The organism is Paracoccus sanguinis, assembly GCF_012689545.1.
Taxonomy (GTDB): domain Bacteria; phylum Pseudomonadota; class Alphaproteobacteria; order Rhodobacterales; family Rhodobacteraceae; genus Paracoccus; species Paracoccus panacisoli.
The window spans coordinates 349,862-376,451 of the sequence record NZ_CP051542.1; the positions used below are offsets into that span (position 1 = coordinate 349,862).

At 65.8% G+C, this 26,590-nt stretch carries 34 protein-coding genes and 3 pseudogenes; 24 read left to right on the forward strand and 13 right to left on the reverse strand.

The window, feature by feature from the left end; translation table 11 throughout:
* Positions 1-21: 21 nt before the first annotated feature.
* The 3 genes and pseudogenes from HGN31_RS16380 to HGN31_RS01605 form a co-directional block, all read right to left on the reverse strand.
* Positions 22-241: pseudogene (locus HGN31_RS16380) on the reverse strand (cation diffusion facilitator family transporter); the annotation flags it as partial.
* An 11-nt stretch (positions 242-252) separates the two neighbouring features.
* Positions 253-873 (reverse strand): cation efflux transmembrane domain-containing protein, encoded by a 621-nt coding sequence (locus HGN31_RS01595; protein ID WP_052042060.1) that lies wholly within the window; start codon positions 871-873, stop codon positions 253-255.
* A gap of 460 nt (positions 874-1,333) precedes the next feature.
* Positions 1,334-1,771: a MerR family transcriptional regulator gene (locus HGN31_RS01605; protein WP_036700253.1), complete on the reverse strand. Its 438-nt coding sequence runs from the start codon at positions 1,769-1,771 to the stop codon at positions 1,334-1,336.
* A gap of 88 nt (positions 1,772-1,859) precedes the next feature.
* On the opposite strand from HGN31_RS01605, the gene HGN31_RS01610 reads away from it, so the two are divergent.
* The 5 genes from HGN31_RS01610 to HGN31_RS01630 are packed head-to-tail and all read left to right on the forward strand — an operon-like array spanning position 1,860 to position 6,277.
* Complete coding sequence (locus HGN31_RS01610) at positions 1,860-4,088, forward strand: heavy metal translocating P-type ATPase (RefSeq protein ID WP_052042061.1); 2,229 nt, start codon at positions 1,860-1,862, stop codon at positions 4,086-4,088.
* A gap of 3 nt (positions 4,089-4,091) precedes the next feature.
* Positions 4,092-4,715 (forward strand): methyltransferase family protein, encoded by a 624-nt coding sequence (locus tag HGN31_RS01615; protein WP_168782133.1) that lies wholly within the window; start codon positions 4,092-4,094, stop codon positions 4,713-4,715.
* Entirely contained in the window at positions 4,712-5,197 is a 486-nt protein-coding gene (gene lspA / locus HGN31_RS01620) for a signal peptidase II (RefSeq protein ID WP_036700251.1), read from the forward strand. The genes HGN31_RS01615 and lspA overlap by 4 nt, the downstream gene beginning before the upstream one ends.
* Positions 5,184-5,621: a disulfide bond formation protein B gene (locus HGN31_RS01625; RefSeq protein WP_081962575.1), complete on the forward strand. Its 438-nt coding sequence runs from the start codon at positions 5,184-5,186 to the stop codon at positions 5,619-5,621. Before lspA ends, HGN31_RS01625 begins: the two co-directional genes overlap by 14 nt.
* The gene (locus HGN31_RS01630; RefSeq protein WP_036708053.1) at positions 5,618-6,277 is read left to right on the forward strand and encodes a DsbA family protein; all 660 of its coding nucleotides are present in this window, start codon (positions 5,618-5,620) and stop codon (positions 6,275-6,277) included. Before HGN31_RS01625 ends, HGN31_RS01630 begins: the two co-directional genes overlap by 4 nt.
* Positions 6,278-6,286: 9 nt before the next feature.
* On the opposite strand, the gene mntR is transcribed toward HGN31_RS01630, so the two are convergent.
* On the reverse strand, positions 6,287-6,742 hold the full coding sequence (mntR, locus tag HGN31_RS01635) for a manganese-binding transcriptional regulator MntR (RefSeq protein WP_036700249.1): 456 nt from the start codon (positions 6,740-6,742) through the stop codon (positions 6,287-6,289).
* Positions 6,743-6,860: 118 nt separating this feature from the next.
* On the opposite strand from mntR, the gene HGN31_RS01640 reads away from it, so the two are divergent.
* From HGN31_RS01640 to HGN31_RS01670, 8 genes are all read left to right on the forward strand, one after another.
* A complete protein-coding gene (locus HGN31_RS01640) occupies positions 6,861-7,871 on the forward strand; it encodes a multicopper oxidase domain-containing protein (protein WP_244961103.1) in 1,011 nt (336 codons plus the stop codon).
* On the forward strand, positions 7,762-8,070 hold the full coding sequence (locus HGN31_RS16385) for a multicopper oxidase domain-containing protein (protein WP_342355782.1): 309 nt from the start codon (positions 7,762-7,764) through the stop codon (positions 8,068-8,070). Before HGN31_RS01640 ends, HGN31_RS16385 begins: the two co-directional genes overlap by 110 nt.
* On the forward strand, positions 8,067-9,248 hold the full coding sequence (locus tag HGN31_RS01645; protein ID WP_036708058.1) for a ZIP family metal transporter: 1,182 nt from the start codon (positions 8,067-8,069) through the stop codon (positions 9,246-9,248). The genes HGN31_RS16385 and HGN31_RS01645 overlap by 4 nt, the downstream gene beginning before the upstream one ends.
* A 216-nt stretch (positions 9,249-9,464) precedes the next feature.
* Positions 9,465-10,070 carry an SCO family protein gene (locus tag HGN31_RS01650; RefSeq protein WP_231555239.1) on the forward strand — a complete coding sequence of 202 codons (606 nt, stop codon included), beginning with the start codon at positions 9,465-9,467 and terminating at the stop codon, positions 10,068-10,070.
* A 10-nt stretch (positions 10,071-10,080) separates the two neighbouring features.
* A complete protein-coding gene (locus HGN31_RS01655) occupies positions 10,081-10,539 on the forward strand; it encodes a copper chaperone PCu(A)C (RefSeq protein WP_036700241.1) in 459 nt (152 codons plus the stop codon).
* Positions 10,536-11,165, forward strand: coding sequence for an SCO family protein (locus tag HGN31_RS01660; RefSeq protein ID WP_036700237.1), 630 nt, complete (start codon positions 10,536-10,538; stop codon positions 11,163-11,165). Before HGN31_RS01655 ends, HGN31_RS01660 begins: the two co-directional genes overlap by 4 nt.
* Positions 11,166-11,173: 8 nt before the next feature.
* Positions 11,174-11,629, forward strand: a complete 456-nt coding sequence (locus tag HGN31_RS01665; RefSeq protein WP_036732830.1) for a DUF411 domain-containing protein — start codon at positions 11,174-11,176, stop codon at positions 11,627-11,629.
* 23 nt (positions 11,630-11,652) lie between these two features.
* Positions 11,653-12,168, forward strand: coding sequence for a L,D-transpeptidase family protein (locus HGN31_RS01670; RefSeq protein ID WP_036700235.1), 516 nt, complete (start codon positions 11,653-11,655; stop codon positions 12,166-12,168).
* A gap of 62 nt (positions 12,169-12,230) precedes the next feature.
* Here HGN31_RS01670 and HGN31_RS01675 read toward each other — a convergent pair.
* Positions 12,231-12,422: pseudogene (locus tag HGN31_RS01675) on the reverse strand (L,D-transpeptidase); the annotation flags it as partial.
* An 80-nt stretch (positions 12,423-12,502) separates the two neighbouring features.
* Here HGN31_RS01675 and HGN31_RS01680 point away from each other — a divergent pair.
* Positions 12,503-13,647 (forward strand): IS3 family transposase gene (locus HGN31_RS01680; RefSeq protein WP_425325323.1). Its coding sequence is split into 2 segments (ribosomal slippage): positions 12,503-12,764 and positions 12,764-13,647, totalling 1,146 coding nucleotides; the frame shifts between segments, so codons are not numbered across the junction.
* Positions 13,648-13,683: 36 nt separating this feature from the next.
* Here HGN31_RS01680 and HGN31_RS01685 read toward each other — a convergent pair.
* The 3 genes from HGN31_RS01685 to HGN31_RS01695 form a co-directional block, all read right to left on the reverse strand.
* Positions 13,684-14,154 (reverse strand): L,D-transpeptidase, encoded by a 471-nt coding sequence (locus tag HGN31_RS01685; RefSeq protein WP_211096318.1) that lies wholly within the window; start codon positions 14,152-14,154, stop codon positions 13,684-13,686.
* 373 nt (positions 14,155-14,527) lie between these two features.
* Positions 14,528-14,971, reverse strand: coding sequence for a c-type cytochrome (locus HGN31_RS01690; protein WP_036700233.1), 444 nt, complete (start codon positions 14,969-14,971; stop codon positions 14,528-14,530).
* Positions 14,968-15,324 carry a hypothetical protein gene (locus tag HGN31_RS01695; protein ID WP_134725741.1) on the reverse strand — a complete coding sequence of 119 codons (357 nt, stop codon included), beginning with the start codon at positions 15,322-15,324 and terminating at the stop codon, positions 14,968-14,970. Before HGN31_RS01695 ends, HGN31_RS01690 begins: the two co-directional genes overlap by 4 nt.
* Positions 15,325-15,732: 408 nt before the next feature.
* Here HGN31_RS01695 and HGN31_RS01700 point away from each other — a divergent pair, with 408 nt between their 5' ends.
* The 10 genes and pseudogenes from HGN31_RS01700 (at position 15,733) to merA (ending at position 23,153) form a co-directional block, all read left to right on the forward strand.
* Positions 15,733-16,056 carry a four-helix bundle copper-binding protein gene (locus HGN31_RS01700; protein ID WP_211096319.1) on the forward strand — a complete coding sequence of 108 codons (324 nt, stop codon included), beginning with the start codon at positions 15,733-15,735 and terminating at the stop codon, positions 16,054-16,056.
* A 37-nt stretch (positions 16,057-16,093) separates the two neighbouring features.
* On the forward strand, positions 16,094-16,591 hold the full coding sequence (copM, locus tag HGN31_RS16630; protein WP_036708062.1) for a CopM family metallochaperone: 498 nt from the start codon (positions 16,094-16,096) through the stop codon (positions 16,589-16,591).
* Between the two features lie 90 nt (positions 16,592-16,681).
* Positions 16,682-17,218 (forward strand): annotated as a pseudogene (locus HGN31_RS16830) (cation diffusion facilitator family transporter); the annotation flags it as partial.
* Positions 17,219-17,375: 157 nt separating this feature from the next.
* Positions 17,376-17,663, forward strand: a complete 288-nt coding sequence (locus HGN31_RS16835; RefSeq protein ID WP_462498360.1) for a cation transporter dimerization domain-containing protein — start codon at positions 17,376-17,378, stop codon at positions 17,661-17,663.
* A 306-nt stretch (positions 17,664-17,969) separates the two neighbouring features.
* Positions 17,970-20,237: a heavy metal translocating P-type ATPase gene (locus HGN31_RS01715; RefSeq protein WP_231565656.1), complete on the forward strand. Its 2,268-nt coding sequence runs from the start codon at positions 17,970-17,972 to the stop codon at positions 20,235-20,237.
* A gap of 146 nt (positions 20,238-20,383) precedes the next feature.
* Entirely contained in the window at positions 20,384-20,668 is a 285-nt protein-coding gene (locus HGN31_RS01720; protein ID WP_211096320.1) for a DUF411 domain-containing protein, read from the forward strand.
* Positions 20,669-20,772: 104 nt separating this feature from the next.
* Positions 20,773-21,162, forward strand: coding sequence for a mercuric transporter MerT family protein (locus HGN31_RS01725; RefSeq protein WP_040610800.1), 390 nt, complete (start codon positions 20,773-20,775; stop codon positions 21,160-21,162).
* An 18-nt stretch (positions 21,163-21,180) separates the two neighbouring features.
* A complete protein-coding gene (locus HGN31_RS01730; RefSeq protein WP_168782134.1) occupies positions 21,181-21,486 on the forward strand; it encodes a heavy-metal-associated domain-containing protein in 306 nt (101 codons plus the stop codon).
* 4 nt (positions 21,487-21,490) lie between these two features.
* Positions 21,491-21,724: a mercury resistance system transport protein MerF gene (gene merF, locus HGN31_RS01735; protein WP_168782135.1), complete on the forward strand. Its 234-nt coding sequence runs from the start codon at positions 21,491-21,493 to the stop codon at positions 21,722-21,724.
* Positions 21,717-23,153 (forward strand): mercury(II) reductase, encoded by a 1,437-nt coding sequence (gene merA, locus HGN31_RS01740; RefSeq protein WP_168782136.1) that lies wholly within the window; start codon positions 21,717-21,719, stop codon positions 23,151-23,153. The genes merF and merA overlap by 8 nt, the downstream gene beginning before the upstream one ends.
* Before the next feature lie 50 nt (positions 23,154-23,203).
* Here the strand turns inward: merA and HGN31_RS01745 are convergent, their stop codons facing one another.
* From HGN31_RS01745 to HGN31_RS01765, 5 genes are read right to left on the reverse strand one after another with little or no spacing between them, the layout of a single operon-like run.
* Positions 23,204-23,833 carry a DUF6441 family protein gene (locus tag HGN31_RS01745; protein WP_040610785.1) on the reverse strand — a complete coding sequence of 210 codons (630 nt, stop codon included), beginning with the start codon at positions 23,831-23,833 and terminating at the stop codon, positions 23,204-23,206.
* A 5-nt stretch (positions 23,834-23,838) separates the two neighbouring features.
* A complete protein-coding gene (locus HGN31_RS01750; RefSeq protein WP_007426706.1) occupies positions 23,839-24,150 on the reverse strand; it encodes a head-tail joining protein in 312 nt (103 codons plus the stop codon).
* A complete protein-coding gene (locus tag HGN31_RS01755) occupies positions 24,150-25,163 on the reverse strand; it encodes a major capsid protein (RefSeq protein WP_168782137.1) in 1,014 nt (337 codons plus the stop codon). Before HGN31_RS01755 ends, HGN31_RS01750 begins: the two co-directional genes overlap by 1 nt.
* A 25-nt stretch (positions 25,164-25,188) precedes the next feature.
* Complete coding sequence (locus HGN31_RS01760; protein ID WP_168782138.1) at positions 25,189-25,554, reverse strand: head decoration protein; 366 nt, start codon at positions 25,552-25,554, stop codon at positions 25,189-25,191.
* A gap of 4 nt (positions 25,555-25,558) precedes the next feature.
* Positions 25,559-26,584, reverse strand: coding sequence for a head maturation protease, ClpP-related (locus HGN31_RS01765; protein ID WP_168782139.1), 1,026 nt, complete (start codon positions 26,582-26,584; stop codon positions 25,559-25,561).
* Between the last annotated feature and the right edge of the window lie 6 nt (positions 26,585-26,590).

Sequence of the window (26,590 nt, forward strand, 5' to 3'; positions counted from 1 at the left end):
ACTGGAGATCGCTGGTGAGCCTGCTGCGACAACGTCGATCCGATCATGACCGAAGGTCATGCGCTCGTCCGCCGGCCGCCGTGCGATCTTGCGCGCGCGAAGGCGCTGAGGGCGAGGCTGCCCGAGAGGATTCGGCAGACAATCTGGGCGCCGGTCAAGCGCGTTGGCCCAGATAAGCAATGGTGACCCGCCGGTCGCGGGACGCGGGGCTGATATGGGCGTGGCCGTGATCGTGAGGCATCGTCTTCTCTCTCAGGTCTCGGCGTCACCTTGATGGACCGCCTTGTGGTGCTCGCCATGCGCGTCGCGCAGGATTCCGATGCCGCCCCAAGCGGCGACGCCGGCGACGGCGATACCGACCACCAGATCGGGCCAATTGCTGCCCAGCCACCAGACGAGACCGCCTGCGACGAGAATTCCGCCGTTTGAAATGAAGTCGTTGATACTGAAGGTGTTGGCCGCTCTGACATTCACGTCCGGATCCTCGAGTCGACCAAGAAGCCGGATGCAGACGCCATTCACGACCGCGGCAATGAGCGCCATGGAAATCATGAGCGGGCCGAGCGGCTCGGAACCGGTGTAGTAGCGACGAACAGCATCGATCAGGATGCCAACCGCCAGAATCAGCAGCAGGCCCCCCGACAAGTTCGCGGCCCAACGCTTCCATTTGTCCGAACGAGACAGCGCGAAAAGGCTGATGGCGTAGACGAAGCTGTCGGAGGTGTTGTCCAGACCGTTGGCGATCAGCGCACTGGAGTCGCCCAGTGCGCCGGTCGCGAAGAAGCCGAACGCAATGGCAACATTCAGCAGCAGAACCGTCCAGAGCGTACGGCGCTGACGTTCATCCGGATCCTTTGACAGTTTTCTGGACATCAGGTTCGCCTCCGTTCGTACTGGCCGGCGGATCAAGGCGGCTCCATCCACCCTGCAGGCGCAAACCACTCGATCCTCGCCGGAAAAGGGTAGCCCTTTGCCCAAGAATCGGTCGAGAGACAGTTTTGGTTCCTCTGGTCCCCAGAAGTTCGAGGGCGGCGCGTGGATTTATGCCCAGCGCTGCGCGGGCCGGGCGGGTTCACGGCAGCGCCGCAAGGCAGACGCGGCCGCCTGTCACGTCCGGGCGATCGGGTCGCTCGGCCAGCCACGTCCAGAGGATCGACGCCACGATGCAGACGCTTCGGAGTCGATCTGCGCCAGGAACCGGCCGAAGGCGATCAGGCTCGCCACGCCCGGCCCGAGCGAAGCCGCGGAGGCGCCGAGGCGCCACAATGGCGAAACAGCCCGCGATCTCGCGCCAAAGCCGCGGCGGCATAGATCGTCAAGGTCGGCAGCGCCGTCATTCAGCCGCCGCCGTCGGCACGTCGTGGTCATGTGCGCAGTGGGAATGGTCGCTCAGCGACTCGATTACGCGGCAGTCGGCGATGGTCCCTTGTGCGCATTGCCGGATCATCCGCTCCAGCTCGGCTTCCAGCGCCGTCAGCTGCGCGATCCGGGCCTTCACCGCAGCGAGTTGCTCCTTCGCGATGATGTCGGCGGCTGCGCAGGATTGGTCGGGCTGGTCGGAGAGGCTCAGAAGGTCGCGGATGGCGTCCAGCGGAAACCCGAGTTCGCGCGCGTGGCGAATGAAAGCCAGCCGATCCTGTGCGGACTTTCCGTATAGACGCTGGTTGCCGGCGCTGCGCTCCGGCTCGGGCAGGAGGCCGATCTGCTCGTAGTAGCGGATGGTCGGCACCTTCACCCCGGCCGCCTCACCCAGTTTTCCGATGGTGAGCATCAGATTCCCTCTTGAAGCTACAGTAGCTAGAGACATTAAGTTCCCGATTCGATGAAGGCAACTGCCCGATCGGGGCGAAGGAAAGACGATGACGGGAACCGACGTGGAAACAGCGACGGCCTGCGACTGGACCGTTTCGGGCATGGATTGCGGCTCCTGCGCGACCAAGATCAAGGATGCGGTCGGGCGCCTCCCCGGCGTCAGCGGCGTGGAGGTCGGCATCATGTCCGAGCGTCTGCGCCTGACCCTGGACGAGGCGCAGACCGGCCGCGACAAGGTTGAAAAGACGGTCCGGGCCCTTGGATACGGCATCGCACCACGCGCCGCGGCGGCCAAGAACGAGTTTGTGATGCCCGGCGGCCCGAAGGCCGGCACGGCCGCGACACGAGACGAAAGCGGCCACGGCAGCCCCAGCCATGTCCATGACGACCCGGCAGACCGCGGCAAGCGCTGGTATCAGACGGGCAAGGGCAAGCTCGTCATCTTTACCGCTCTCCTACTGGCGGTGGCCTGGGGCATAGAGTTGCTGGCGCCTCAGTTCGGCAAGTGGGCCTTTGTCGCCGCCTGCCTGATCGGCGTGGCACCGGTGGCGCAACGCGCCTTTGCCGCCCTGCGGCTGGGCCAACCGTTCACCATCGAAAGCCTGATGACCGTGGCTGCCATCGGCGCCCTTTTCATCGACGCGGCCGAGGAGGCGGCACTGGTCGTGTTCCTGTTCGCGGTCGGCGAGGTTCTGGAAGGTGTCGCGGCGGGCAAGGCCCGGGACGGCATTCGGGCTCTGGCCAATCTGGTGCCGAAGACCGCATTTCTTGAACTGAATGGCGTCACGAAAGAGGTTCCGGCCGCCAGCCTGCGGGTCGGGCAGTTCGTGCTCGTCCGCCCCGGCGACCGCGTCCCGGCGGATGGCGAGATCGCCAAGGGCACATCCGGCATCGACGAAAGCCCGGTCACCGGCGAGAGCATGCCGAAAACGCGGGGGCCGGGCGATCCGGTCTTTGCCGGGTCGATCAACACCGAGGCCGTGCTGCGCGTAATGGTCACGAAGGCGGCCGAGGACAACACCATCGCCCGCATCATCCGTCTGGTCGAAGAAGCCGAGGAGGCCCGCGCGCCGACCGAACGCTTCATCGACCGCTTCAGCCGCTGGTACATGCCCGCCATCGTCACCGTGGCGGCGCTGGTCGTGCTGGTGCCGCCGCTGGCCTTCGCTCAGCCTTGGGATACCTGGATTTATCGTGGCCTTGCGCTTCTGCTGATCGGCTGCCCCTGCGCGCTGGTCATCTCGGTTCCGGCCTCAATCGCCTCGGCGCTATCCACCGGCGCGCGGCGCGGCTTGCTGATGAAGGGTGGCGCGGTGATCGAGGCGGCCTCGAAGGTCAGCCGCATCGCCTTCGACAAGACCGGCACCCTGACCCACGGGCGGCCGATGGTTACCGATATCGTGACCTTCGGCGCCACCACCGAGGCCGAGCTTCTGGCCGTGGCGGCGGGCGTCGAGACCGGATCCAGCCATCCGCTGGCCATCGCCATCCTGAACAAGGCCACGGAAGCGGGCGTTGCAGCCCTGCCGTCGCGCGATGCCAGGGCGCTGATGGGCAAGGGCGTGATCGCGACAGTCGGGGACGCAGCGGCCTGGGTGACCTCCCCCCGCCATGCGATGGAGAACGGCGGCCTCGACGATCCTGGCCTGCGCCAGGCCACCGTCTTCGAAGAAGAGGGCAAGACCGCCGTTGCGGTGTTCCGTGAAAAGACCCCGCTCGGCCTGATCGCCATGCGCGACGAACCCCGCAAGGACGCGGCCGAGGCGGTCCGGCAGCTCAAGGACATGGGTGTCGCCCCGGTCATCCTGACCGGAGACAATCCGCGCACGGCCGCTGCCATTGCCGGGGGCCTCGGCATGGAGTTCCAGGCCGACATGATGCCCGAGGACAAGCTCACGGCGATCCGCGACATGAGCGAGCACGGTGGCGTGATGATGATCGGCGACGGGATCAACGACGCCCCCGCGCTGAAACAGGCGGATGTCGGCGTGGCTATGGGGTCAGGAACCGACGTGGCCTTGGAAACCGCCGATGCGGCGATCCTTCGCGACCGGGTGATCGATATCCCGGCGATGATCCGGCTCGCCCGTGCGGCAATGGCCAACGTCCGGCAGAACGTGGCGATCGCGCTCGGCCTCAAGGCGGTGTTTCTGGTGACGACCATCCTCGGGATCACCGGGCTCTGGATTGCCATCCTCGCCGATACCGGCGCAACGGTGCTGGTCACGCTCAATGCGCTGCGGCTTCTCGCTTTCAAGCCCGAACGCGAGGCATGACGCATGATCTCCGGCTTTGGCTGGGCCGTCCTGGTCCTGATCTTCGGCTATCTGGCGCTGTTCCTCTGGGGCATCGCCATCGCGGCAGATGCATCTGGCCGCTCTGTCTGGCTTTTCGGGCGGGCGTCCGGACGCGACCGCTGGGCGGCCTTCGGCTTTCGTGCGGCCTTCGTCGTCGCCTTGTTCGGGCCACTCTTCTGGCTGGCCTGGCCGATCCTGCACAAGGCCGACCCGCTCTGGACCGAGGGAGAGGTGGCTGCGCTTGGTGCGGTTGGCGTGTTCCTCGCCGGGGTCGGCGCGATGGTGGCTTTTGCCGCGCAGATGTCGATGGGCACATCGAGGCGCGTCGGGGTCGCAAGCGATGCCACGGGCGATCTCGTCTCGGGCGGGCTTTACCGGTTCAGCCGCAATCCGACCTTCCTCGGGCAGTTCGCGCTGCTTGCGGGCGTCGGCTTCGCAATCCCTTCACTCCCGACGATCCTTGCGCCGCTGCTCTTCCTCGGATCGGCCTCCTTGCAGATCCGGTCCGAGGAAGCTGTCCTGCGCCAGTCCCTTGGCGCGGAGTATGAGCGCTACGCGGCTTCAGTCCCGCGCTGGATCGGCTTGCGCCGCAGGAGCGTCAAATGAGCACCCGGCTGATCGTTGCCCTGATCGGTATCACCACGCTGGCCGATCAACTGACGAAGGCGGCGGCGCTGGCGCTGCTCTCTCGCGACGAGACGGTTCCCGTTCTTCCCGGCTTCAGCCTGACGCTCGGCTTCAACGAGGGATCGAGCTTCGGCATGCTGTCGGACGTAATGGCGGGCAAGCCACTGCTGATGGCGGCCCTGACAGGATTTCTGACCCTGATCTTCGCCGTCATGGCAGTCCGGGCGCCGCGCCCGTTCGAGCGGGCCGGTCTTGCGCTGGTCGTTGGCGGTGCGCTTGGCAACATCATCGACCGGCTGCGGCAGGGCGCCGTGACCGACTTCCTCGACCTCTATTGGCGCGACTGGCATTGGCCCACGTTCAACGTCGCGGATATTGCCATCACGCTTGGCGCGGTGTGCATCCTCGCAGCCTCTCTTCCCGCACGCCGTCGCAAGGAGCCTGTTCTTGACCAACACTGACGTACAGAGCCTGTCCCACGACGACTTGCACCTTACGGCCGCATTCCTGATCGCGCTGGCGGCAACACTTGGCGCGCTCTTCATCGGCGAGGTGCTGGGACAGACGCCCTGCACGCTCTGCTGGTATCAGCGCATCGCCATGTTCCCGCTGGTGCCGATCCTTGGCCTGTCGCTGTGGCGAAGCGACGGCATGGCCCGCCCATACGCCCTGCCGCTGGCGCTGGCGGGTCTGGCGTTGGCCGCCTGGCATTCCGGGCTTTACATGGGGCTAATCCCGCAGGACATCGCACCCTGCACCAAGGATGGCCCGTCCTGCTCTGGTCCGGCGCAGATCATTCTGGGCCTGCCTATTCCCTACCTGTCGCTGGCAGCCTTTGCCGCGATCCTTGCCTGTCTCATCTTGCCCAAAGGAAACCGCATATGAACCGCCGCACTCTCTTGATCGGGGCTCCGGCTCTTGGGCTTGTCGCATTCGGCGGCGGTGCGTCCATCCTGAACCGCCAGCGTCAGGCCGAGGCCGAAGCGCTCGCTGCCGCCACCCCCGCGGTGGATCCATCCCTTCTGATCCGCGCCCATTCCCCCAGCTTCGGCCCCGAGGATGCTCCGGTTACCTTGGTCGAGTTCTTCGACCCCTCCTGCGAAGCCTGCCGAGCCTATCATCCGGTGGTACAGGAAATCCGGCGGCAGTTCCCGAAGCAGGTCCGGGTCGTGCTGCGCTACACGGTGTTCCACGAAGGCTCGGACGAAGCGGTGCGCATCCTCGAAACCGCGCGGATGCAGGACAAGCTCGAACCGGTGCTTGATGCGCTGCTGGAGCGGCAACCCCAGTGGGCAGTGCATGGCATGCCGAGACTGGACGTGGCCTGGCAGGTCGCGGGAGCTGCTGGCCTCGACCTCGAGCGGGCCGAAAGCGACAGGCTGTTTCCGGGGATCACCGGCATCCTCAATCAGGACATGGCCGATGTTGAAGCCCTCGGCGTCGGCCAGACGCCGACGTTCTTTCTGAACGGCACGCGACTGGAAAACTTCAGCGCGGAAAGCCTTGTCGCCGCTGTGCGATCTGCCGTGGAGAATGCCTGAACGGAAGGCTCAGGAACGGTCGGCAAAGGCCGCGAACAAGGCGAGCGTTCGCTCGCTCACGTGATGCTCGATCCCTTCGGCATCGCGCTCGGCTGTCTCGGGATCAAGACCAAGACTGAGCAGGAACCGCAACACGATCTCGTGCCGCTGTTGGCATTCCCGGGCCAGCGCCCGGCCCTCTTCCGTCAGAAAGACCGAGCGGTACTTGGCGCGGGTGATCAGGCCGTCCCGGGCCAGACGGCCGAGTGTCTTGGCGACGGTGGGCGCCGTGACACCCATCTTGGTCGCGATATCGACCGGCCGTGCCTCGCCGTGTTCGTGGATCAGTTCCGCGATCAGTTCGACGTAGTCTTCCGCCAATTCGTTGCGCCGCGCCTCTCGCACCCCTTGGAACGCCTCCGCGCGTGGGTCGGCGGGGCGCGCCTCGGGCTCGAGAGCTTCTGCTTCAGTGTGGTCATCAGCCATCATCCTTCCAGTCTCGCACGAACCGGATTGACACGTAAAGCCACAGGGATGATTATTAGCCTTGTCTAACTTGTCGCGCCGAGGCTTTGGCGTGCTGCCCACAGGGAAAGCCTTCCCCATGACTGCCAATGTCCGGAAGCAAGCGCGCGATGCGCCGTCCGAATTGGAGGCGTCCCGGTCCATCGCTCCGCCTGACGGCAACGCAGGGTCGGTTGACACGTCCCGACGCGCGTTGCTGGTCGGTGGACTGGCCGCCGCGAGTGGCGCCGCCATCATAGCGGGTGTCGCGCGGTCCCAGGCCGCGCCAGACCCGATGGCGGGCCACGACATGTCCGCCATGCCGACCGACCCCTATGCAGCACCCATGCCCGGCATGGCGCATGGCAACATGACAACGGTCGGTGTGGTCGATCACGACCGGAACGGCTTCGACCCGACAACCATGCTGACGGAGTGGGAAACGGGCCTGACCGATCTTTTGCCCGATGGCCGAACGCTGCGCACCTTCGAAGTCGCTGCCATCGACCGGGAGATCGAGATCGCGCCCGGCATCTTCTTTCCGGCCTGGACCTTCAATGACCGCGTGCCCGGACCGGCACTGAGGGCGAAGGAAGGCGAGCGGTTGCGGATCATCTTCCGCAACTATGGATCGCACCCGCATTCGATGCACTTCCACGGCATCCATTCGGCGCGAATGGACGGCGTTCCTGGTGCCGGTTTGATTGGTCCCGGCGAAGAGTTCATCTACGAGTTCGACGCCAAGCCGTTCGGATGCCACCTCTATCATTGCCACGCCCTGCCGCTGAAGCGGCACATTCACAAGGGCATGTATGGCCTGTTCGTGATTGACCCCGATCCCGCCCGGCACCCCGAGAATGCGGCCGTGGCAGCCTCGCGCGTGCTCGGCAGCCCCGAGAATGCTCGATGGCAGGAACTGGCGATGGTGATGAACGCCTTCGACACCAACTTCGACGGAGCAAACGAGATTTACGCGGTCAACACCGTGGGCCAGGGCCTACATGAACGCGCCGATCCGCATCGACAAGTCGCGGCCTGTGCGCATCTATCTGGTGAACGTGACCGAGTTCGACCCGATCAACTCGTTGCACCTGCATGCGAATTTCTTTGACTACTACGATACCGGCACCACCCTGACGCCGTCGCTGCGCACGGTCGATCTGATCATGCAGTGTCAGGCGCAGCGCGGGATCCTCGAGTTCAGCTTCGCCGAGCACGAGGACGGCATGTACATGTTCCACGCCCACCAGTCCGAATTCACCGAGCTTGGTTGGGTCGGGATGTTCGACGTTCGGGGGCCAGAAGCATGAGCGACCAGAGCCAACCCACCCGCCCCGCAATGATCCGGCTGCTGCTTCTGTTTGTGCCGCTGGCGGTCATGCTTGGCGCCTTCGTCTGGATCGCGTCGCTCGATCCCCTCCGCAGTTTCAACAATGGCGCGCCTCCGGTCGAGGCGCTGACGGTGGAGCGGACGATTCTGGACGAGACCGGCATCCAGATTCTGGTGCGCGCGGGCGGTTCAGAGGCCATGCAGATTGCGCAGGTTGCCGTCGACGATGCCTATTGGACGTTCACGCAGGCCCCTCCGGGGGCCGTCGCGCGTGGCACTGCCGTCTGGGTTCGCATCCCTTACCCATGGGTGCTGGGTGAGGCGCATCGTGTGGCGCTGCTGTCCAACACCGGCACGGCGTTTGAACATGAAATCGCCGTAGCCGTGCCGACGCCGAAGGCCACGGCGGGCCAGCTGCGCATTCAGGCGCTGGTCGGGGCGATTGTCGGCCTGTTGCCCGTGGCGCTCGGCCTGATGTTCTATCCGGCGATGCGCGGTGTCGGGCGGACCGGGATGAACTTCCTGCTCGCGCTGACCGTCGGGCTGCTGGCCTTCCTGCTCATCGACATGACCTTAGAGGCGCTGGAGCTTTCAGCCGGAGCCGCCGCATTGTTCCAAGGCTCGGCCATGGTCTGGCTGACGGCCTTGGCGTGCTTTCTGCTGCTGATGGCGATCGGACGCTGGCGCGGCCAACCGGAGGGTCTGGCGCTCGCCTTCTACATCGCCCTCGGGATCGGGTTGCACAACTTTGGCGAGGGGCTGGCGATCGGGGGCGCCTTTGCCGCCGGATCGGCGGGGCTTGGCACGTTCCTCGTCCTCGGCTTTGCGCTGCACAATGTGACCGAGGGGATCGGCATTGCAGCGCCGATGCTGCGGATTCGACCGCCGCTCTGGACCTTCGCAGCCCTGACGCTTCTGGCTGGCGGCCCGGCCGTGCTGGGAATGTGGACGGGCAGTCTGGCCTATGCGCCGCAATGGTCGGCCTTGGCGCTGGCGGTCGGGGCCGGTGCGATCCTGCAGGTCATGGTCGAGGTCAGCGCCTACCTGATGCGTCAGAACAGCGACCGGCAAGCGGCACTGTTTTCCCCCGCCGTTCTTGGCGGATTTCTTGGCGGGCTCGCCTTCATGTACGCGACGGCGGCGCTGATCAAGGTGTGACCCGGACCATTCCCCGGCGTCGGATCATGGCGAGATCCGGCACACCGGCTTTTGCCGGGCGCAATCCGCGCGCTTGTCGCTGACACAATCGTCGCCGTGAACATGAGCTTTCTGCGCAGCGTTCTGCTCCGCCGACGGCTCACCGTTGTGTGACGACAGGAGTTCGCTCTTGAACCTCAAGTCACTGGAGGCTTTAGGGAGGACGCAAGAAGAGGAGTGACGGATCGGATGCGATTGACACGGCTGCAAAAAAGCCTCTGGGCGGCGGCGGGTATTGCCATGCTGGGCTACGGGACGATGTTTCTGATTGCAGACCGTTTGCCCGCGCCGGTGGTCGAGGCCCCGTTCCGTCCCACCTTCGCACTCCCCGACGCCGAAGGGCGCCTGCGGACCCCGACGGAATTCGGGGGGAAACACATTCTGGTTTTCTTCGGGTTCACCAATTGCCCCGACGTCTGCCCCACGACGCTGGCCGATGTCGCTCAGGTCATGGACGATCTGGGCGACGAGGCCACGCAAGTGCAGCCGCTCTTCATATCCATCGACCCCGAGCGCGACCGCAGGCTGGGTATTGCCGAATTCACCGCTGCCTTCCATCCCACCATCCTCGGGCTTGCCGGGGATGCGAACCAGACCCGGGCTGCGGCGGACAGCTTCCGCATTCACTACGCGCGCGAAGACGATGCCGCCGCGCCCGACGGCTATTCCATGTCGCACAGCCCCGCGCTTTACCTCATCGGGCCGGAGGGGGACTGGCTGCGTCAGTTCACCTATGGCACGCCCGCCGCCGACATCCTTGCCGACCTCCAGAACCGCCTCTAGGAACATCACCATGAAGCTCCCTGTTATTGCCGTTTTTGCCTTCGGCCTTTCCGCCGGCCTCGCCCAAGCAGAACCCGTCCGGCAGGGCAACCTTGAGATCGACGCGGCCTGGGCACGCGCCTCGATCGGTACCTCGCGGCCGGGCGCCGCCTACTTCACCGTCCGCAACTTCGGCGACGAGGGCGATCGCCTGATCGGCCTGTCCTCGCCGGTCTCGACCATGACCATGCTGCACGAGACCACCCTTTCCGAGGGCATCTCCCGGATGGCCCATGTGGAGGCGGCCGAGATCCCCGCGAGCGGCGAACTCACACTCGAGCCGGGCGGGATGCACGTCATGCTGATGGAACTGGCCACACCTCTCCGGGAGGGTGCCACCTTCCCGCTGACGCTCGCCTTCGAGGCCGCGGGCGAGGTCACGGTGGAGGTGCATGTGTTCGGACCGGGCGCCACGGGACCTGCGGAATGAGCCTCTCGCGCCGGCTCCTTCTCGGCGCGGGCGCGGTCACGGCACTCGGCGCCGGCGCGCTGGGTCTGGGCTGGTGGCAAGTGGACGGGCCCGGCGCGGCGCAGCCGGCGAGCCCTACCCGCAACCTGCCTCGACCGCTGGGCGAAATGGACGTCACGCTCACGGACCATCGGGGCCGTCGGGTGACGATCTCGGACTGGGTCGGCAGGCCGAGCCTGGTTTTCTTCGGCTTCACCTGGTGCCCCGACGTCTGCCCCACCACGCTCTCGGACATCTCGCTCTGGCTGGAGGAGCTGGGGCCAGACGCCGACCGCCTCAACGTGGCTCTGATCTCTGTGGACCCCGAGCGTGACACGCCGGAGGTTCTTGCGGACTACCTCGGCTATTTCGATCCGCGCATCGTCGGTGTGACCGGAGAGCCAGGCGAGGTCGCCCGCATTCTTGGCGACTTCCGCGCGAAGGCAGAGCGCATCGAGGACGTAAACGGTGACTACACCATGAATCATACTGCCGGTGTGTTCCTGTTCCGGGCCGACGGAAGCTTTGGCAGCATCATCGACTTTCACGAGGACCGAAGGTTCGCCGTTCCCAAGATCCGGCGGGCCATGAAAAAGGAGCAACCATGATTGATCGTATTCGACGCTTCACGCAGGGCGTAGCGGTCCTGCTGACGACGACCTCGGCCGCCATGGCCGCCGATCGCGGAACGGTCCATGTGGTCGAAGGGACCGGCTGCGAATGCTGTTCCCAGTGGACCGAGTATCTGCGCCAGAACGGCTTCGAGGTGACATCCGAGGAACGCTACGGTGCTCTTCTGATCCGGCACAAAATGGACTTGGGCGTCCCGACCAGTCAGTTGTCGTGCCATACGGGAGAGATCGACGGCTATTTCATAGAAGGCCATGTCCCCGCGGCCGACATCGAGCGCCTTCTGAAAGAGAGGCCGGATGCCGCAGGGCTCGCGGTTCCCGGAATGCCCTATGGCAGTCCCGGGATGGGACCCGAAAACAAGCGTAAAGCCTACGACGTCAATCTTGTTAAGCGGGATGGCTCGGTTGAGGTGTTCTCGCACTACGCCGCCGCGCAATAATCTCCGGATGATATAAATTGCCGATGCTTCGACCGAACCGCCGTCATTTTTCGCTCACGATGCTCGCGGCTCTGGCCGCGTGCGGCACGCAACCCCCCGTCTTGAAGAGGTACCTGGGGCCTCCGGTGACACAGGTCGTCGTTCAGAAGGAGCGGCGCCGAATGTACCTGCTCAGCGGGCAGACGGTCCTGAAATCGTATGACTTCGGACTGGGAAACGAGCCCATCGGCCACAAGCAGTTTGAAGGCGACGGAAAGACCCCGGAGGGCCTCTATTACATCGACCGTTTCAATCCCCGCAGTCGATACCATCTTTCAGTGGGGATTTCCTATCCGAATGAGCGGGACCGAGCTTTTGCGGAGCAGTTCGGATTGGATCCGGGCGGTGATATCATGATCCATGGCCGCGGGCCGGAGGGAAAGCGTCTGGTCAGACAGAAGCGGGACTGGACGGCGGGCTGCATCACGGTCAGCGACGACGAGGTCGAAGATATCTTCGCGATGCTGCGCCTCGGGGTGCCGGTGATGATTTACCCCTGATATCATGGCTCGTAGGTGAGGGCGGGCCGGAGATGTCTCCGGCTCCGCCCTTCGATGGTAGATCAGAAGACCGCGACCTGTGTGCCTATCTCGGCGACCTCGTAGAGTTTCAGGACATGCTCGTTATAAAGACCGTAGCATCCGTTCGACGATTTGCGGCCGATCTTCCGGGTGTCGTGGGTTCCGTGAATCAGATATGCAGGCCATGAAAGATAAAGGCCGCGGACGCCCAGCGGATTTTCTGGCACGCCTCCTGAGCTACCCCCCGAAAATCGGACAGTGACGTAAGCTACGATCTGCCATCTGCTGGTCTTCAAGAACGAGGAGACCAGAGATGTCGAAGCGCAGGAACCATGATGCGGGCTTCAAGGCCCGTGTGGCGCTCGAGGCCGTGAAAGGCGAGCGCACCGTGTCGGAACTGGCCTCGGAACATGGCGTGCATCCGACGATGATCAACCAGTGGAAGCGCGCCCTTCTCGAGGGGGCGCCTGACATCTTCGAGCGTGGCAGCAAGAAGAAGGCCGAGGTCGACGAAGATACGGTGCGGTCGCTGCATGCCAAGATCGGAGAGCTGGCCGTTGCCAACGATTTTTTGTCACGAAAGCTCAAGCCCTGGACCGGCAAGTGAGGCGCGGGATGATCGAACGCCATCACCCCCAGCTGTCGGTCGGGGCGCAATGCCGCCTGCTGTCGATCTCGCGGTCGTCGTTCTACTACGCGCCGCGGGGCGAGAGCGTGGTGAACCTCGCGCTGATGCGGCTGATCGACCGGCGGTTCCTGGAAACCCCGTTCTATGGTGTTCGGCAGATGACCTGGCACCTGCAGAACGAGGGCCATCCTGTGAACCAGAAGCGCATCCGGCGGCTGATGCGGCTCATGTGCCTGATGCCGATCTACCAGAAGCCCAACACCAGCAAGCCCGCGAAGGGGCACAAGACCTATCCCTACCTGCTGGGCGGGCTGCGGGTCGATCGGCCCAACCAGGTCTGGTGCGCCGACATCACCTACCTGCCGATGCGACGAGGCTTCCTCTACCTGGTGGCCATCATGGACTGGTTCACCCGCAAGGTGCTGGCCTGGCGCATCTCGAACACACTTGAGGCGGACTTCTGCGTCGAGGCACTGAACGAGGCGGTCCACTGCTTCGGCCCGCCCGAGATCATGAACACCGACCAGGGCTCGCAGTTCACGTCCTTCGCCTGGACGGACCGGCTGAAGCGGATCGGCACGCGGATATCGATGGACGGGAAAGGGCGCTGCCTCGACAACATCTTCATCGAACGCTTCTGGCGGTCGCTGAAGTATGAATGCGTCTACCTGCATGCATGGGAAACCGGCTCGCAGGCCAAGGCCGGCGTTGGCCGATGGATCACCTTCTACAATCACCAGCGGCCCCATGCAGCCCATGGCGGACAGCCGCCCGCCGTGGTCTACTTCAACCAGATCGAAACCGACCAGCAGGGGCAGAGAGTAGCTTAAATCATTCCCTAAACTGTCCAACCGATGGGGAGTAGCTCATCCTTCGACGCGTTGCGGCAGCGAAGGATCTCTCTCGCGCATGCTCGGGGTCGGGGTCCACGGAGGGTTTTCCGCTTTTCTGACGATCTCGGTCTTTCCTCTGCGGGTCAGATCCTCGGATACGGGTACCGCTGTAGGGAACAACAAGTATACCGATTCGTCGGCAGACCAGTAATGCAGCGCCCGCGAGGTCACATCAGCAAGGATGACGCCCTTTCCCAGACTCGGATAGAAATCGCTCCAATGCCACGCGCGAAATGACGACTGATTGCGGCGTTGATCGGCGTCCGGGTCTACCTGAAACACGCCGAGGTCGGGGGCCGCCCCTCCGGCGGAACCGTAGACAGGCATTCCGGTATAAGGGTCGATATTCTGTGCGAAACTCCGTCCGGCCGGAAGGACGAGCGCCGTGGCCATCAGTCCGGTCAAGAACTGTCGGCGCCCGCTCGATCGATCTGCCTGTGTCATGTCCCACCTTTCGCTATTGTTTTCATTGCGATGCTAGCTGCCCACTGCTGCCCTTCAAGAACAATGGAGATCATGACCCATAACGCCTGCGTGAGACGGATAGGCGAAGTGTCTCACGTCGACGTGACCTGGTGTTGGCGCTGGGTTGGGCTGCACCTCAGGTGGCCTCCTTCGCTACGGGCTGCAGCCGTGCTGGCCGTCCACGTCGTCGAGGGCACTGGTTGCGCCTGCTGCACCCGCGCACGGCTTCTGGGGGCGGGAAGAATGCAGTGTCACCGAAGAGTTCTACGGAGGCCCCTTTCGTGAGCCACAAGCTCGACAATGACGTACCCCAAGGAGGATGATGTCCTGCCACACCGCGCCGACCACCCATCTATCGGCCTCGCGCGCTCGTCTCGGCCTGATAGCTCCGCTCGCGTTCCGGCCACGTGCTCTTGATGTAGGCGAGCACGGCCCGGATCTCGGCGTCGCTGAGGACATCGGCAAACCCGGGCATGTCGCTCTCGTATCCGCCTCCCACGATGGCGGCGGTGCCTTCCTTGACGATCCGGAACAGGATGTCGTCCGGATGATGCCATGTGTGGCCGGTGGCGTCGTGCGGGGGAGCCGGCAGGCGCCCGGAGGGCAGAGGCATTTGCCAGTCCGGCTGCCCCTCAAGCTGCGCGCCATGACATGCGGCGCACTGGGTCTCGTAAATGGTGCGGCCCAGTGCGATCGTCTCGGCATTCTCCGCATCCGCCCGCAGCCCGACAAGGATCCAGGTGGCGATGAGCGCGGAGGCGGTGAGGCCGATGAGGGTTGGTATCCGGAGCATCATTTGGCATGCTGGGCGAGCCAGTCCTGCAGGAACACGATCCGCGCGTGCTGTTCGTCGCCGGTGACTTCGGCAGACTGATGGCAGAAACGGTCTGAACGCATGTCGGCAGCACCATGATCAGCGGAACACTTCGCCTCCTCGGCCGTTCCCACAGGATGCAACGGCGGACCCCCCGGACGAAAGCCGGATTCGTCTGGCAGAAGCTTGCGAACGCACTGGCGCTTCTTGCAACTGCCATGCTCATCGCCCATGGCGCGGCGGCCGGAAGTCTGGTGCCCCACAGTCATGCCCACATCTCCGTCCACGCCGAATCTTCGCCGACGGCGACGAACGTGGCGGACCCCGTCCCGCATCACGCTCCTTCGATGGCTGTGGGGGAGGAGCCCAGCGATGACAACCATGACACGCTCGCCTGTTGCGGAGATGCGTGCCTGGCAGCGCTGATCCCCGGCCGAACCGCCGATCTGAAAGAGCCGCGCAGGAGCGATCAGAAGTTTGTGATGCCAGTCTCCTTGCTCAGCGGGCTTGCCCCGGATGGGCCGCGCCGTCCGCCGCGGGACCACCATCTGATCTGATCGTTACCCATCGTGAGCGCGTGTCGCGCCTTGCTGCCTGGCGTCGCTCGCGCCGGAGGGATGAGAAGACGGTCTGAAGACGCCAGGAAAGTCTTTTCGTGTCATCGCTGGCTGCGAGTGCCGAGCGCCACGCTTGCTGCTTCTCTTCCCGGCGCTTTCCGAAGATGGAGAATACAAATGCACCAGATGTCCCCTGAAATGCAGAGCTGCATCGACGAATGCCTGAGCTGCCACAGCACTTGCCTCAGCATGGCCATGAACCATTGTCTTGAGGCAGGTGGCCGGCATGTCGAGCCGGAGCACTTCCGGCTCATGATCGCCTGCGCCGAAATTTGCCAGACCGCGGCGAATTTCATGCTGATCGGCACCAGTCATCACAAGCATCTCTGCCGTGAGTGTGCCGAGATCTGTGAGGAATGCGCCCGGAGCTGCGAGCAGGTCGGCGACATGCAGGAATGCGTGGATGCGTGCCGCCGGTGCGCCGAGAGCTGCCGGAAAATGGCGGCCTGATCCCCACCGAAACCAGTTACATCAAAGGAGAACCCTTATGCGCAAGTTTGAACTAGCCGCCGTCGTTGCTGCCCTTCTCGCCGCGCCCGCGGCTTTCGCTCAGGAGAGCGGGACAGGCGGGCAGGCTGGCCACATGGCGGGACAGGGAGGTCCCATGCCCGACCTGTCGATCCTGCCGCAGGGCTGCCAGGACGCCATCCAGCAGTCCGGGATGCCGGGGATGATGCAGGGCATGGACATGTCCGCCATGATGGGAGGCATGGAGGGCATGGATGAGGCCCAGCAAGCCTCCATGCAGGCCATGATGGAGATGAACGGTCCGATGATGGCCACCCACACCATCGAGGATCCCGACCTCGCCTTCCACTGCGGGATGATCGCGCATCATGCGGGCGCCATCGCCATGGCAGAAGTCGAGCTGAAGTATGGCGACGATGAGGAGTCGAAAGCGATGGCTCAGAAGATCATCGACGCCCAAGGCCCGGAAATCGAGGAGATGACCGCCTGGGTCGAGGAGAACGCGGGCCAGCAGTAAGGACTCGGGCCGCCGGAGCTTGGAGCTGCGGCGGCCTCAACGACCGCGACGATGCATGATGCGCGGTCAGCAGGAGGCGAACCCATGTCGATGTCTCACGGCAGCCATACGGGCCACCTGCCCGCGAGCGGTGATCGCAAAGCGCTTGTCATCTCCGGCTGGCTCACCGGCCTTTACTTCATCGTTGAACTCGGGATCGGCATCTGGACGGGCTCAGTCGCCGTCATGTCGGATGCCTTCCACACCTTCTCGGCCGTCGGCGGCGTGCTCATCGCCTTGGTCGCCATGCGCCTGAGCGAGCGGAAGTCCAGCCCGGCGCGCACCTTCGGCTACATTCGCGCGGAGATCCTCGGCGCCCTCTTCAACGGCCTCTTTCTCGTCGGAATGGCCATTTTCGTGCTGTGGATGGGCGCGATGCGCCTCATGGAGCCGATCGAGTTGGCCACCACGCCGATGCTGATCGCGGCAGCGGGGGGCATCGCCACCGAGCTTGTCGCCCTCTGGCTCCTGTACGAGCGCCAGAAGGACAACCTGAACATGCGGGGCGCCTACTGGCACATCCTGCAGACGTTCGTCGGCAGCTTCCTCATCATCATCTCGGCCCTGGTGATCCGCTTTACCGGCTTCCTCGCCGTCGACCCGCTGCTCGGCATGGCCTTCGGACTGGTGCTGCTCTGGGCTTCCTTGGGGCATCCTGCGCGAGTCGCTGCACATCCTGCTGCAAGGCACGCCGGAGGACCTGGATCTCGAGGCTGTGATCGCGGCCATTCGGGAGCTGGAGGGCGTGACGGACGTGCATCACGTCCATGCCTGGAGCCTGACGTCCGGGCGCAACGTGTTCTCGAGCCACGTCTGCGTTCGAGACTGGCAGGATGGCGAGCGGGTGCTGAGGGAGGTGAACAACCTCCTGCGCGACCGGTTCAAGGTCTACTTCTCGACCACGCAGATCGAGGAATACTGCCTTGCCGTTGAGGAGGGAGCTGCCGAGATCGATGTTACGCGGCCGAAGGCGAAGTCCCGGCAGGCCGTGCGGGCAAGACCGGAAGAAGGGAGCGCCCAGCATGAACACTGACGCCGCGGCTTCCGCCTGGCGGCTTACTCTTGACCTTCCAACGACAGGAAGGTGCAGGACGAATGAGGACGATTCTCGGGCACTTCCCGGACGAGGTACATGATGGCCAGCAAGAGCAAAGACCAACACCCTGCCCCCCTCCACATGGAGAGCAGTTCTCGCGTCGGCGGCCATGAGCATCGCGGGCCGGGACATTCTCACGAACACGGGCATGCTCACTCGGGGCACCACGGGACGGAGCATTCGCACGCTGCGGAGGCGACTCCGACAGACAGCGTGCATCGGGTCAAGGACCCGGTCTGCGGCATGATGGTCGATCCCCATGCGACGCAGCACAAGGCCGAGCATGCGGGGCGGCCGTATTACTTCTGCTCGGCCGGATGCCGCGCGAAGTTCCTGGCCGAGCCGGACCGCTACCTCGACCCGGCCGCTGCGGCGGCAAAGGCCGAGCCCGTGCCCGAGGGGACGATCTACACCTGTCCCATGCACCCAGAGATCCGGCAGGTGGGGCCGGGATCCTGCCCGATCTGCGGCATGGGGCTGGAGCCTGTGCTGGTCAGCCTCGAGGCGGAGCCCAATCTCGAACTGATCGATATGCGGCGCCGCTTCTGGATCGGGCTGGTGCTGACGGTCCCTGTATTCATTCTGGAAATGGGCGGCCATTTCCTCGGGCTGGACCGCTACATCGATCAGCAGACCTCGAACTGGATCCAGCTGCTCTTCGCGACCCCGGTCGTCCTGTGGGCCGGGTGGCCCTTCTTCCAGCGCGGCTGGCAGTCGCTGGTCACGCGCAATCTCAACATGTTCACCCTGATCGCCATGGGCACGGGGGCGGCGTGGATCTACAGCGTCGTTGCGACGCTCGCGCCAGACATCTTCCCGGACGCCTTCCGCCAGCATGACGGGTCGGTCGCGGTTTATTTCGAAGCCGCAGCGGTCATCACCGTGCTCGTGCTGCTCGGACAGGTGCTGGAACTCCGGGCGCGGGAAAGCACCAGCGGCGCAATCCGGGCGCTGCTCGATCTCGCCCCGAAAACCGCACGGGTCATCCGTGATGACGGCACCGAAGAAGAGGTGCAGCTCGACACTGTCCATGTCGGCGACCGCCTGCGGGTGCGGCCGGGCGAGAAGGTGCCCGTGGATGGCGAGGTGCTGGAAGGCCGCAGCGCCGTCGACGAGTCGATGGTGACGGGCGAATCCATGCCGGTGACCAAGGAGGTCGGCTCGCGGGCGATCGGGGGGACCATGAACCAGTCCGGCGCGCTGGTGATCGAGGCCCGCAAGGTCGGACGCGACACCATGCTGTCGCAGATCGTCCAGCTTGTCGCAGAGGCACAGCGCAGCCGTGCCCCGATCCAGCGACTTGCCGACCAGGTGTCGGGCTGGTTCGTGCCGGCGGTGATCGTGGTCGCGGTGCTCGCCTTCATCGCCTGGTCGATCTGGGGCCCGGAGCCGCGCTTCGCCTATGCGCTGGTCGTGGCGGTTTCGGTCCTGATCATCGCCTGCCCCTGCGCGCTGGGTCTGGCGACGCCGATGTCGATCATGTTCGGCGTCGGCCGCGGCGCGCAGAATGGCGTCCTGATCAAGAACGCCGAGGCGCTCGAGCACATGGAGAAGGTCGACACGATCATCGTCGACAAGACCGGCACACTGACGGAGGGGCGTCCCGCCGTCACGGCCATCGTTCCCGCTGCCGGTCTTACCGAGGAGGAGGTGCTGCGCCTGGCCGCCAGCGTCGAGCGGGCGAGCGAGCATCCGCTGGCGCTCGCCATCGTGCGCGCGGCAGAGGAGCGGGGGATCGCGACCGCACCGGTTGCGGATTTCGACTCGCCGACCGGGAAGGGCGCCTATGGCACGGTCGAGGGCAAGCGCATTCCCCTCGGCAACGCAAACTTCCTGGCCGAAGAAGGGGTCGATGTGACGCCGCTGGCCGCGCAGGCTGACCGGCTGCGCCAAGACGGGGCGACCGCGATCTTCATGGGCGTGGACGGAGAGGTCGCCGCAATCTTCGCCATCGCCGATCCGGTCAAGCCCTCCACGCCTGAAGCGCTTGCCGCGCTGAAGGCCCAAGGCATCCGCGTGGTCATGCTCACCGGCGACAACTGGACCACAGCGAAGGCGGTCGCCCGACAGCTGGGCATCGACGAGGTCGAGGCGGAGGTCCTGCCGGACCAGAAGAGCGAGGTCGTGCAGCGGCACAAGGCGGCGGGCGAGGTGGTGGCGATGGCGGGCGACGGCGTCAACGATGCCCCTGCGCTCGCGGCCGCGGATGTCGGCATCGCCATGGGCACCGGCACCGACGTGGCGATGGAGAGCGCGGGCGTCACCCTCCTGAAGGGCGATCTCACCGGCATTGTTCGGGCGCGGCGACTGTCTCAGGCGGTGATGCGCAACATCCGCCAGAACCTTTTCTTCGCCTTCATCTACAACGCGCTCGGTATCCCGATCGCCGCGGGGGTGCTTTATCCGTTCTTCGGCATCCTGCTGTCGCCGATCATCGCGGCAGCCGCCATGGCGCTATCCTCGGTCAGCGTGATCGCGAATGCGTCTCGGCTGCGGGGCGTGAAGCTGTGATGTCCGGGTGGCATCGTGGGCCGTTCCCGCGAGCGCATCTGACAGGCGACATCATGCCGCGGGACGCCGGCGCATTCTCACCCGTTCGTGGGTCGCGCTCCGGACTAGCCGGTGAGATCATGGAGTCCACGAAGAAAGGTTTGACGATGCGGAACGATCACACCATCGGCCGGCGGGCCGTTCTCGCGGCCGCCGCCGCACTTCCGTTCCTGCTGTCGATGCCGGCGTGGGCGCGGGCCGAGGCCCTGCCGCTCGTGACCGTCACCAAGGATCCGTCCTGCGGCTGCTGCGACGGCTGGATCGCGCATATCGAAGCCGCGGGCTTTCCGGTGCGGGTCGTGGACTCGGACGACGTGTTCAGCCGGTCTTCTCGTAGTAGCGGATCGTCTCGATGTTGCAGCCGGTCGCCCGGGCCAGGTCGCCGCGTGTGAAGCCGCTCTCTCGCTCGTGATCGGTCATGGGCAGGTTTCCCCTTGAGCCTGTAGTTGCTACAGACCCTACACCTCTCCTCAATCGCAGACGAGAGGTGCGCGACATGGCGCTGACGGACGACCGAACGGACAGCACGGGGGCGGATCGCCCCGCCCGAAAGGGCTGGCTTGCGGCGGGCGGGGTGGTGGCCGCCTTTCTCGCCTCGGCCTGCTGCATCGGGCCGCTGGTGCTGCTGACCCTCGGCATTTCGGGGGCCTGGATCGGCAATCTCACGGCGCTGGAGCCCTACAAGCCGATCTTCGCGGTGATCGCGCTCGGCTTCATCGGGGCGGGTTTCTGGCAGGTCTATTTCCGCAAGCCGACCGTCTGCGAACCCGGCTCCTACTGCGCAAGGCCAGCATCGGCGCGCATCACCAAGAGCGCGCTCTGGGCCTCGCTCGTTCTCGTTGTCGCCGCGCTCACCATCGACTGGTGGGCCCCGCTTCTCTACTGATCCCGAAAGGACACCCTCATGAAGAAGATCCTTGCCCTTGTTCTGTTTGGCCTGACCGCCGTTGCGCCGATCACGGCCATCCCTGCTGCAGCGCAGGACGTCGCCGCCGAGCAGACCGTGACATTTGCGGTCGACAACATGACCTGCGCGCTCTGCCCAGTGACGGTGAAGCGCGCGATGGAGGGCGTCGCGGGCGTGCGCGCCGTCGAGATCGACTTCGAGGCGCGCACCGCCACGGTCGTCTTCGATACCGCCGCGACCAGCGCCGACGCCATCGCGACCGCGTCGGCCAATGCAGGTTACCCGGCGCGCGTGGCGGGCTGACGGGATGACCGAGCAGTCCGACCGCAAGCTGATCGGGACAGGTGTCGTCGGCACCGTCATCGCAGCGCTCTGCTGCTTCACGCCGATCCTGGTCGTTCTTCTCGGCGCCGTGGGCCTGTCGGCCTGGCTTGGCTGGCTCGACTATGCGCTGCTGCCCGCGCTCGCCTTTTTTGTCGGGCTGACCGTGTACGCGGTCTGGAGACGGCAGCGGCGCCAGACAACTCGAACGGATGGATGACTTGATGAAAGACGATTGCTGCGCGCCCAAGGGCGATTTTGACCTTGCCGTGATCGGCGCCGGATCGGCCGGCTTCTCGGCCGCGATCACCGCCGCCGAGGGAGGCAAGCGCGTCGCGTTGATCGGCCATGGAACCATCGGCGGGACCTGCGTGAACGTGGGTTGCGTGCCCTCCAAGACGATGATCCGAGCGGCCGAAGCCGTGCACTGCGCGCAGGCGGCGTCCCGATTCCCGGGCCTTCGCGGCGAGGCGCAGGTCGCCGACTGGGCTGCGCTGGTCGCGGCCAAGGACGATCTGGTCGCGACGCTGCGCCAGAAGAAGTACGCCGACCTGCTGCCGGGCTACTACGGTGTGACCTATGTCGACGAGGGTCCGGCACGGCTCATCCCCGGCGGGGTCGAGGTCGGCGGTCGCAAGATCACGGCTCCCAAAGTGATCGTCGCGACCGGTGGCCGACCCGCCGTGCCCGACATCCCCGGTATCCAGGACGCACCAACGCTCGACAGCACGTCGCTGCTGGAGCTGGACCGGTTGCCCGAAAGCCTGATCTTCCTCGGCGGCGGCTATATCGGCGTGGAGCTGGCGCAGATGATGGCGCGGATGGGCACCCGCGTCACCATCGTCTGCCGCTCGCGCCTGTTGCCGCGCACCGAGCCGGAGGTGGCGCAAGCGCTCACCGAGGTCTTGCGCGCCGAGAGTGTCACGGTTCTTGACGGCGCAACCTATCACGCCGCGCGGCGCGACGGAGACCGTGCGGTTCTGACCGTGACGGTGGACGGCGCAGACCGCGATCTGACGGCCGACCGCCTCGTCCTGACGACGGGACGCGCACCCAACACCGAGGGGCTGGAACTCGCGGAGATGGGCGTCGAGACCGACGCACGCGGTGCGATCCGGGTTGGCGACGACATGCAGACCACGACGCGCGGCATCTTTGCGGCGGGCGACGTCACGGACCGCGACCAGTTCGTCTACATGGCCGCCTATGGCGCCAAGCTCGCGGCGCGCAACGCCGTTCTGGGTCGGGCGGAGCGCTACGATAACGCCGCGATGCCCTGGGTGGTGTTCACCGATCCGCAGGTTGCAGGCGTGGGCCTGACCGAGGCGCAGGCGCGCGCGGCGGATCATGACGTCAAGGCCAGCGTGCTGACCCTCGAAAACGTGCCCCGCGCGCTCGCCGCCCGCGACACGCGCGGCCTGATCAAGCTGGTCGTGGACCGGGCGACCGACCGACTTCTCGGCGGCGTGATCATGGCGCCGGAGGGGGCAGACAGTGTCCAGACGCTCGCCATGTCGCTCAAGTTCGGCATGACGACAAAGGCGCTCGGCGAGACGATCTTTCCCTATCTCACAACGGTCGAGGGGCTCAAGCTCGCCGCGCAGACCTTCGACAAGGATGTCGCGAAGCTGTCGTGCTGCGCGGGGTGATCCGATCCGTCGATCTCGTGGCTGCCGAGCAAGATTGCGCATCGACGCGATCACAACCTACCCTCCACCCAGTTGGCCACGATCAGCCCCGGAACGCTGTCGTGCGCCCGGTCTGCATCCCGCGCGAGGTTCAGCCGCTTCGGCAGCTTGACCTGCGGCACCAGCAGGAAGATCGGCGCGGTGACTTTGCCGCGCCCGGTCTTGGAGCGCGACACGACCGCCTGGCCCTTCGTGTTCAGCCGTCCCTCCGCCACCAGCAGGCTCGGGCCCGTGCGGCGATAGACGAAGCGCAGGCGCAGCCCGCGGCGGCGTTCCCATTCGCCGGGGGTGATCCTGCCGCCGCGCAGGGACTTGCCCGCGGCGGGGAGCGGAATCGCCAGCCAGAACCCGTCCTTCGAGCGGATCAGCGGGCCGGTGTCATGCGCGCCGACGATGACCGGGGCCTTGGACCACACGAGTGCCGCGGCGTTCAGGCTCTCGCCGGCCTTCGGATATGTCTGGCTCCGGATCGAGTTCGCGAGCCGCCGGCCGAGCCCAGCACCAGTGATCTGGCCGCGCCACGCGGTCTTGAGCCCGGTCCCGGCCTCGCGCATGGCGGCGGTCACGGCCTTCTCGCCGGCCTTCACCTCGGCGGCCATGGCGGCGACGAGGTCCGGCGTGATGTCGAGCTTCAGCTTCATCGCGATCATGCCGGACGCAGATCCACAGTCCAGACGAGCCGCTCGCGGTCGCGGACGGGTTCGCCCTGGATGAGAAATGCCTCGCCGTCGATCTCGATGCGGTCACCGGGCCGCGGGTTCGCCACCTCGGAAAGGCGCAGATCCAGCCGTGTGGTTTCCGACCAGATGCGCGCCTCGCCGAAGCCGGTGACATCGTCTGGCCGGCGCAGGATGGCGCGGACCAGCGATGGCGCACCGCCCTCTGCTGTGTACACCACGTCCCGCGCGAGATGCGCGTCGGCGAAGAGCGCGTCGAGGGCGGCGGCGAAAGCGGTCATCAGGTCCGCCTGGCCTGTCGCAGCACCTGCGGCCGGGTGCAGATCGGCAGCGGGTTGGACTCGATCTCGAGCCGCACCCATTCGTCGCGATCCCGGTCGGGGATCGTACGGGCGTAGAGCGGCTGGCCGAGGGTGTTCACCGTTTCGAACGTGTCGGCGGGGGCGTAGTAGATCTCGAAGAGCCCCTCGATGCCTTCGGGATAGAAGAAGGCCTTGTCGGTGGGCACGGTGAAACCGACGCCGCCCCGGTAGCGGCGGAAGGTGATGCCGCCGAAGCTGACCTCGTCGGCGACGCGACCGCGCAGATCGGCTGCCGCGGCGGTGTTGAGATAGGTCTCCCGCACCTCCTTGTGCGCCACGAGATCGGCGAAGAAGGCCGAGCCGCATTCCGCGCGGACCTGCACGGCGCCGGCCGAGAGCCCGCCCATCGAGTCCTCGACGCTCTCGATCAGCGCCTGGCAGCGCTTGCGGAGCGCCCCGGAGGCCGGGCTCGCATTGTCGAGGTCGAAGTCGATCTCGGCCGCCGGCGAGATGCCGAACTCGGTGAAGTAGTTCACCACCGTCGCGTGGTCCTTCGGGTCCTTCACCAGCCCCTGGATGCCATTCAGGAGGTGGTATTCGAAGGTGGTCTCGGCATCCTGGCGGAGTTTCCTGAGCCGATAAGCCACCTCGGTCTGCACCTGCTGGGTGGCGCTCTCCGAGCCGAAGTCGCGAACGGACTGGATCTCGGAGGCCCAGAGCACGTCCTGCTTCTTGAACTGGCGGCAGACGAAGGCGCGCATCTCGCGCCGATCCGGGATCTGCTGCTCATAAGCCGAGCCGCGCTCGGAGAACGGGATCAGCGAGAGCGTGCCGTCGCGGCTCTCGATCACGACGGTGCGGGAGCGCACGCCGCGCGGGCTGAAGAGGTTCGAGCCCGAGAGCAGCGCGGGCTTGTAGGGAATGTTCTCGAGCGCGCGGGTGAGCTCGACGATGGTGAAGGCATCGCCTTCGAAGATGTCCATGGTGGCCATGAGGATGCCTCTTGTCGGAATTGGATCAGCGGACGAGGATGCCCGCGGCGAGGAGCGCCGCATGGGCGGCCGCGATCTCGCCCTCGCTGGGCGTGCCGGCGAAGACGAGGTCGTGACGGTTGACGATGGCGGGGCCGCGAACGACGGCGACGGCGGGCGGATCGCCACCGGACGCATCCGCCTTGCCCCAGAGCACCGCGACGGCTGTCTCGGTGCCGTCGACGGCGGCCGGGTCGTGGGCGGCGTATTTGCCCGAGGCGGTGATTTGGCCCAGCACCGTGCCGGGCTCGAGCGTGCCCGCGGCGACGGTGATCGTCTCGCGGGTGTAGTCGCGGAAGGCTTCCCAGACGAGGAAGCCGCCGGGGTGCGTGCCTTCGACCAGCGTGGTCATGGTGTCATCCTTTCAGATTGAAGCTGCGGGCGACGATCTCGCGCCAGGGGCGCGCGGCCGAACTGCGCCCCGGCTGCGGGTGATGGGGTGCGATCTCGGGCTCGGCCTCGGCCTTGGCGGCGAGGAGCGCGGCGCGCACCTCGTCGAGGCTGGCGTCCTGTTCGAGGAAGCGGCCCGCCATCTGCGGCTGACCCGCGAGACGGCAGAGATCGACGACGTCCCGGGCGTGCCCGATGGCCTCTGCCCGGATCGCGGCGGGGTCCGGCAGCGCGCCGCCCGGCGGCGGCGTATTGGCCGGTGGCTGAGGGGCGTCGGGGGCAGCCTCCTGCTCGTCGTCGGCGTCCGAGACCTCATCGTTCTCCGCTGTCTCTGTGTTGCCTTTGTCCGCTTCGGTTTCGGCGCCATCGGTCTCGTCGCCGGCGTCCGCTTCCGCTTCGACGGTCTCGACCAACACCGGCGGCGCGTTCCGGAAGCGCCCGATGTCGAAGTTCGCGGCGATCCGAACAGGCTCAATCAGGCGGTCGGCGAAGCCCTGCGCCACGGCGTCGCCAGCGTCGAACCAGGTCTCGGCTGCCATGAGCGCGGAGACCTCCTCGGGCGTCCGGCCGGATTTCGCAGCGTAGCCCGAGACGAGGCTGCCCTTCACCTTGTCGAGCGCCTCGGCCATGGCGCGCATGTCCTCGGCCGTGCCCATCACGAGGCCGGAGGGATCGTGGATCATCAGGAATGCGTTCTCGGGCATGACGACCTCGTCGCCTGCCATCGCGATGTAGGAGGCGGCCGAGGCGGCGATGCCGTCGATCCAGACCGTGACGGTGCCCTCGTGTCGCTTCAGCGCGTTGTGGATCGCGACTGCGTCGAAGACCGATCCGCCGGGGCTGTTCAGCCGCAGATCGACCGGGGTACCGTCGGGCAGCGCGCCCAGTTCTGCCAGAAACCCCTTCGCCGAGACCCCGTAGGCGCCGATCTCGTCATAGATCGCTACTTCCGCACCGGTCCCGCGGGCGCGGATCGCATACCAGCTTGCCATGTCGTC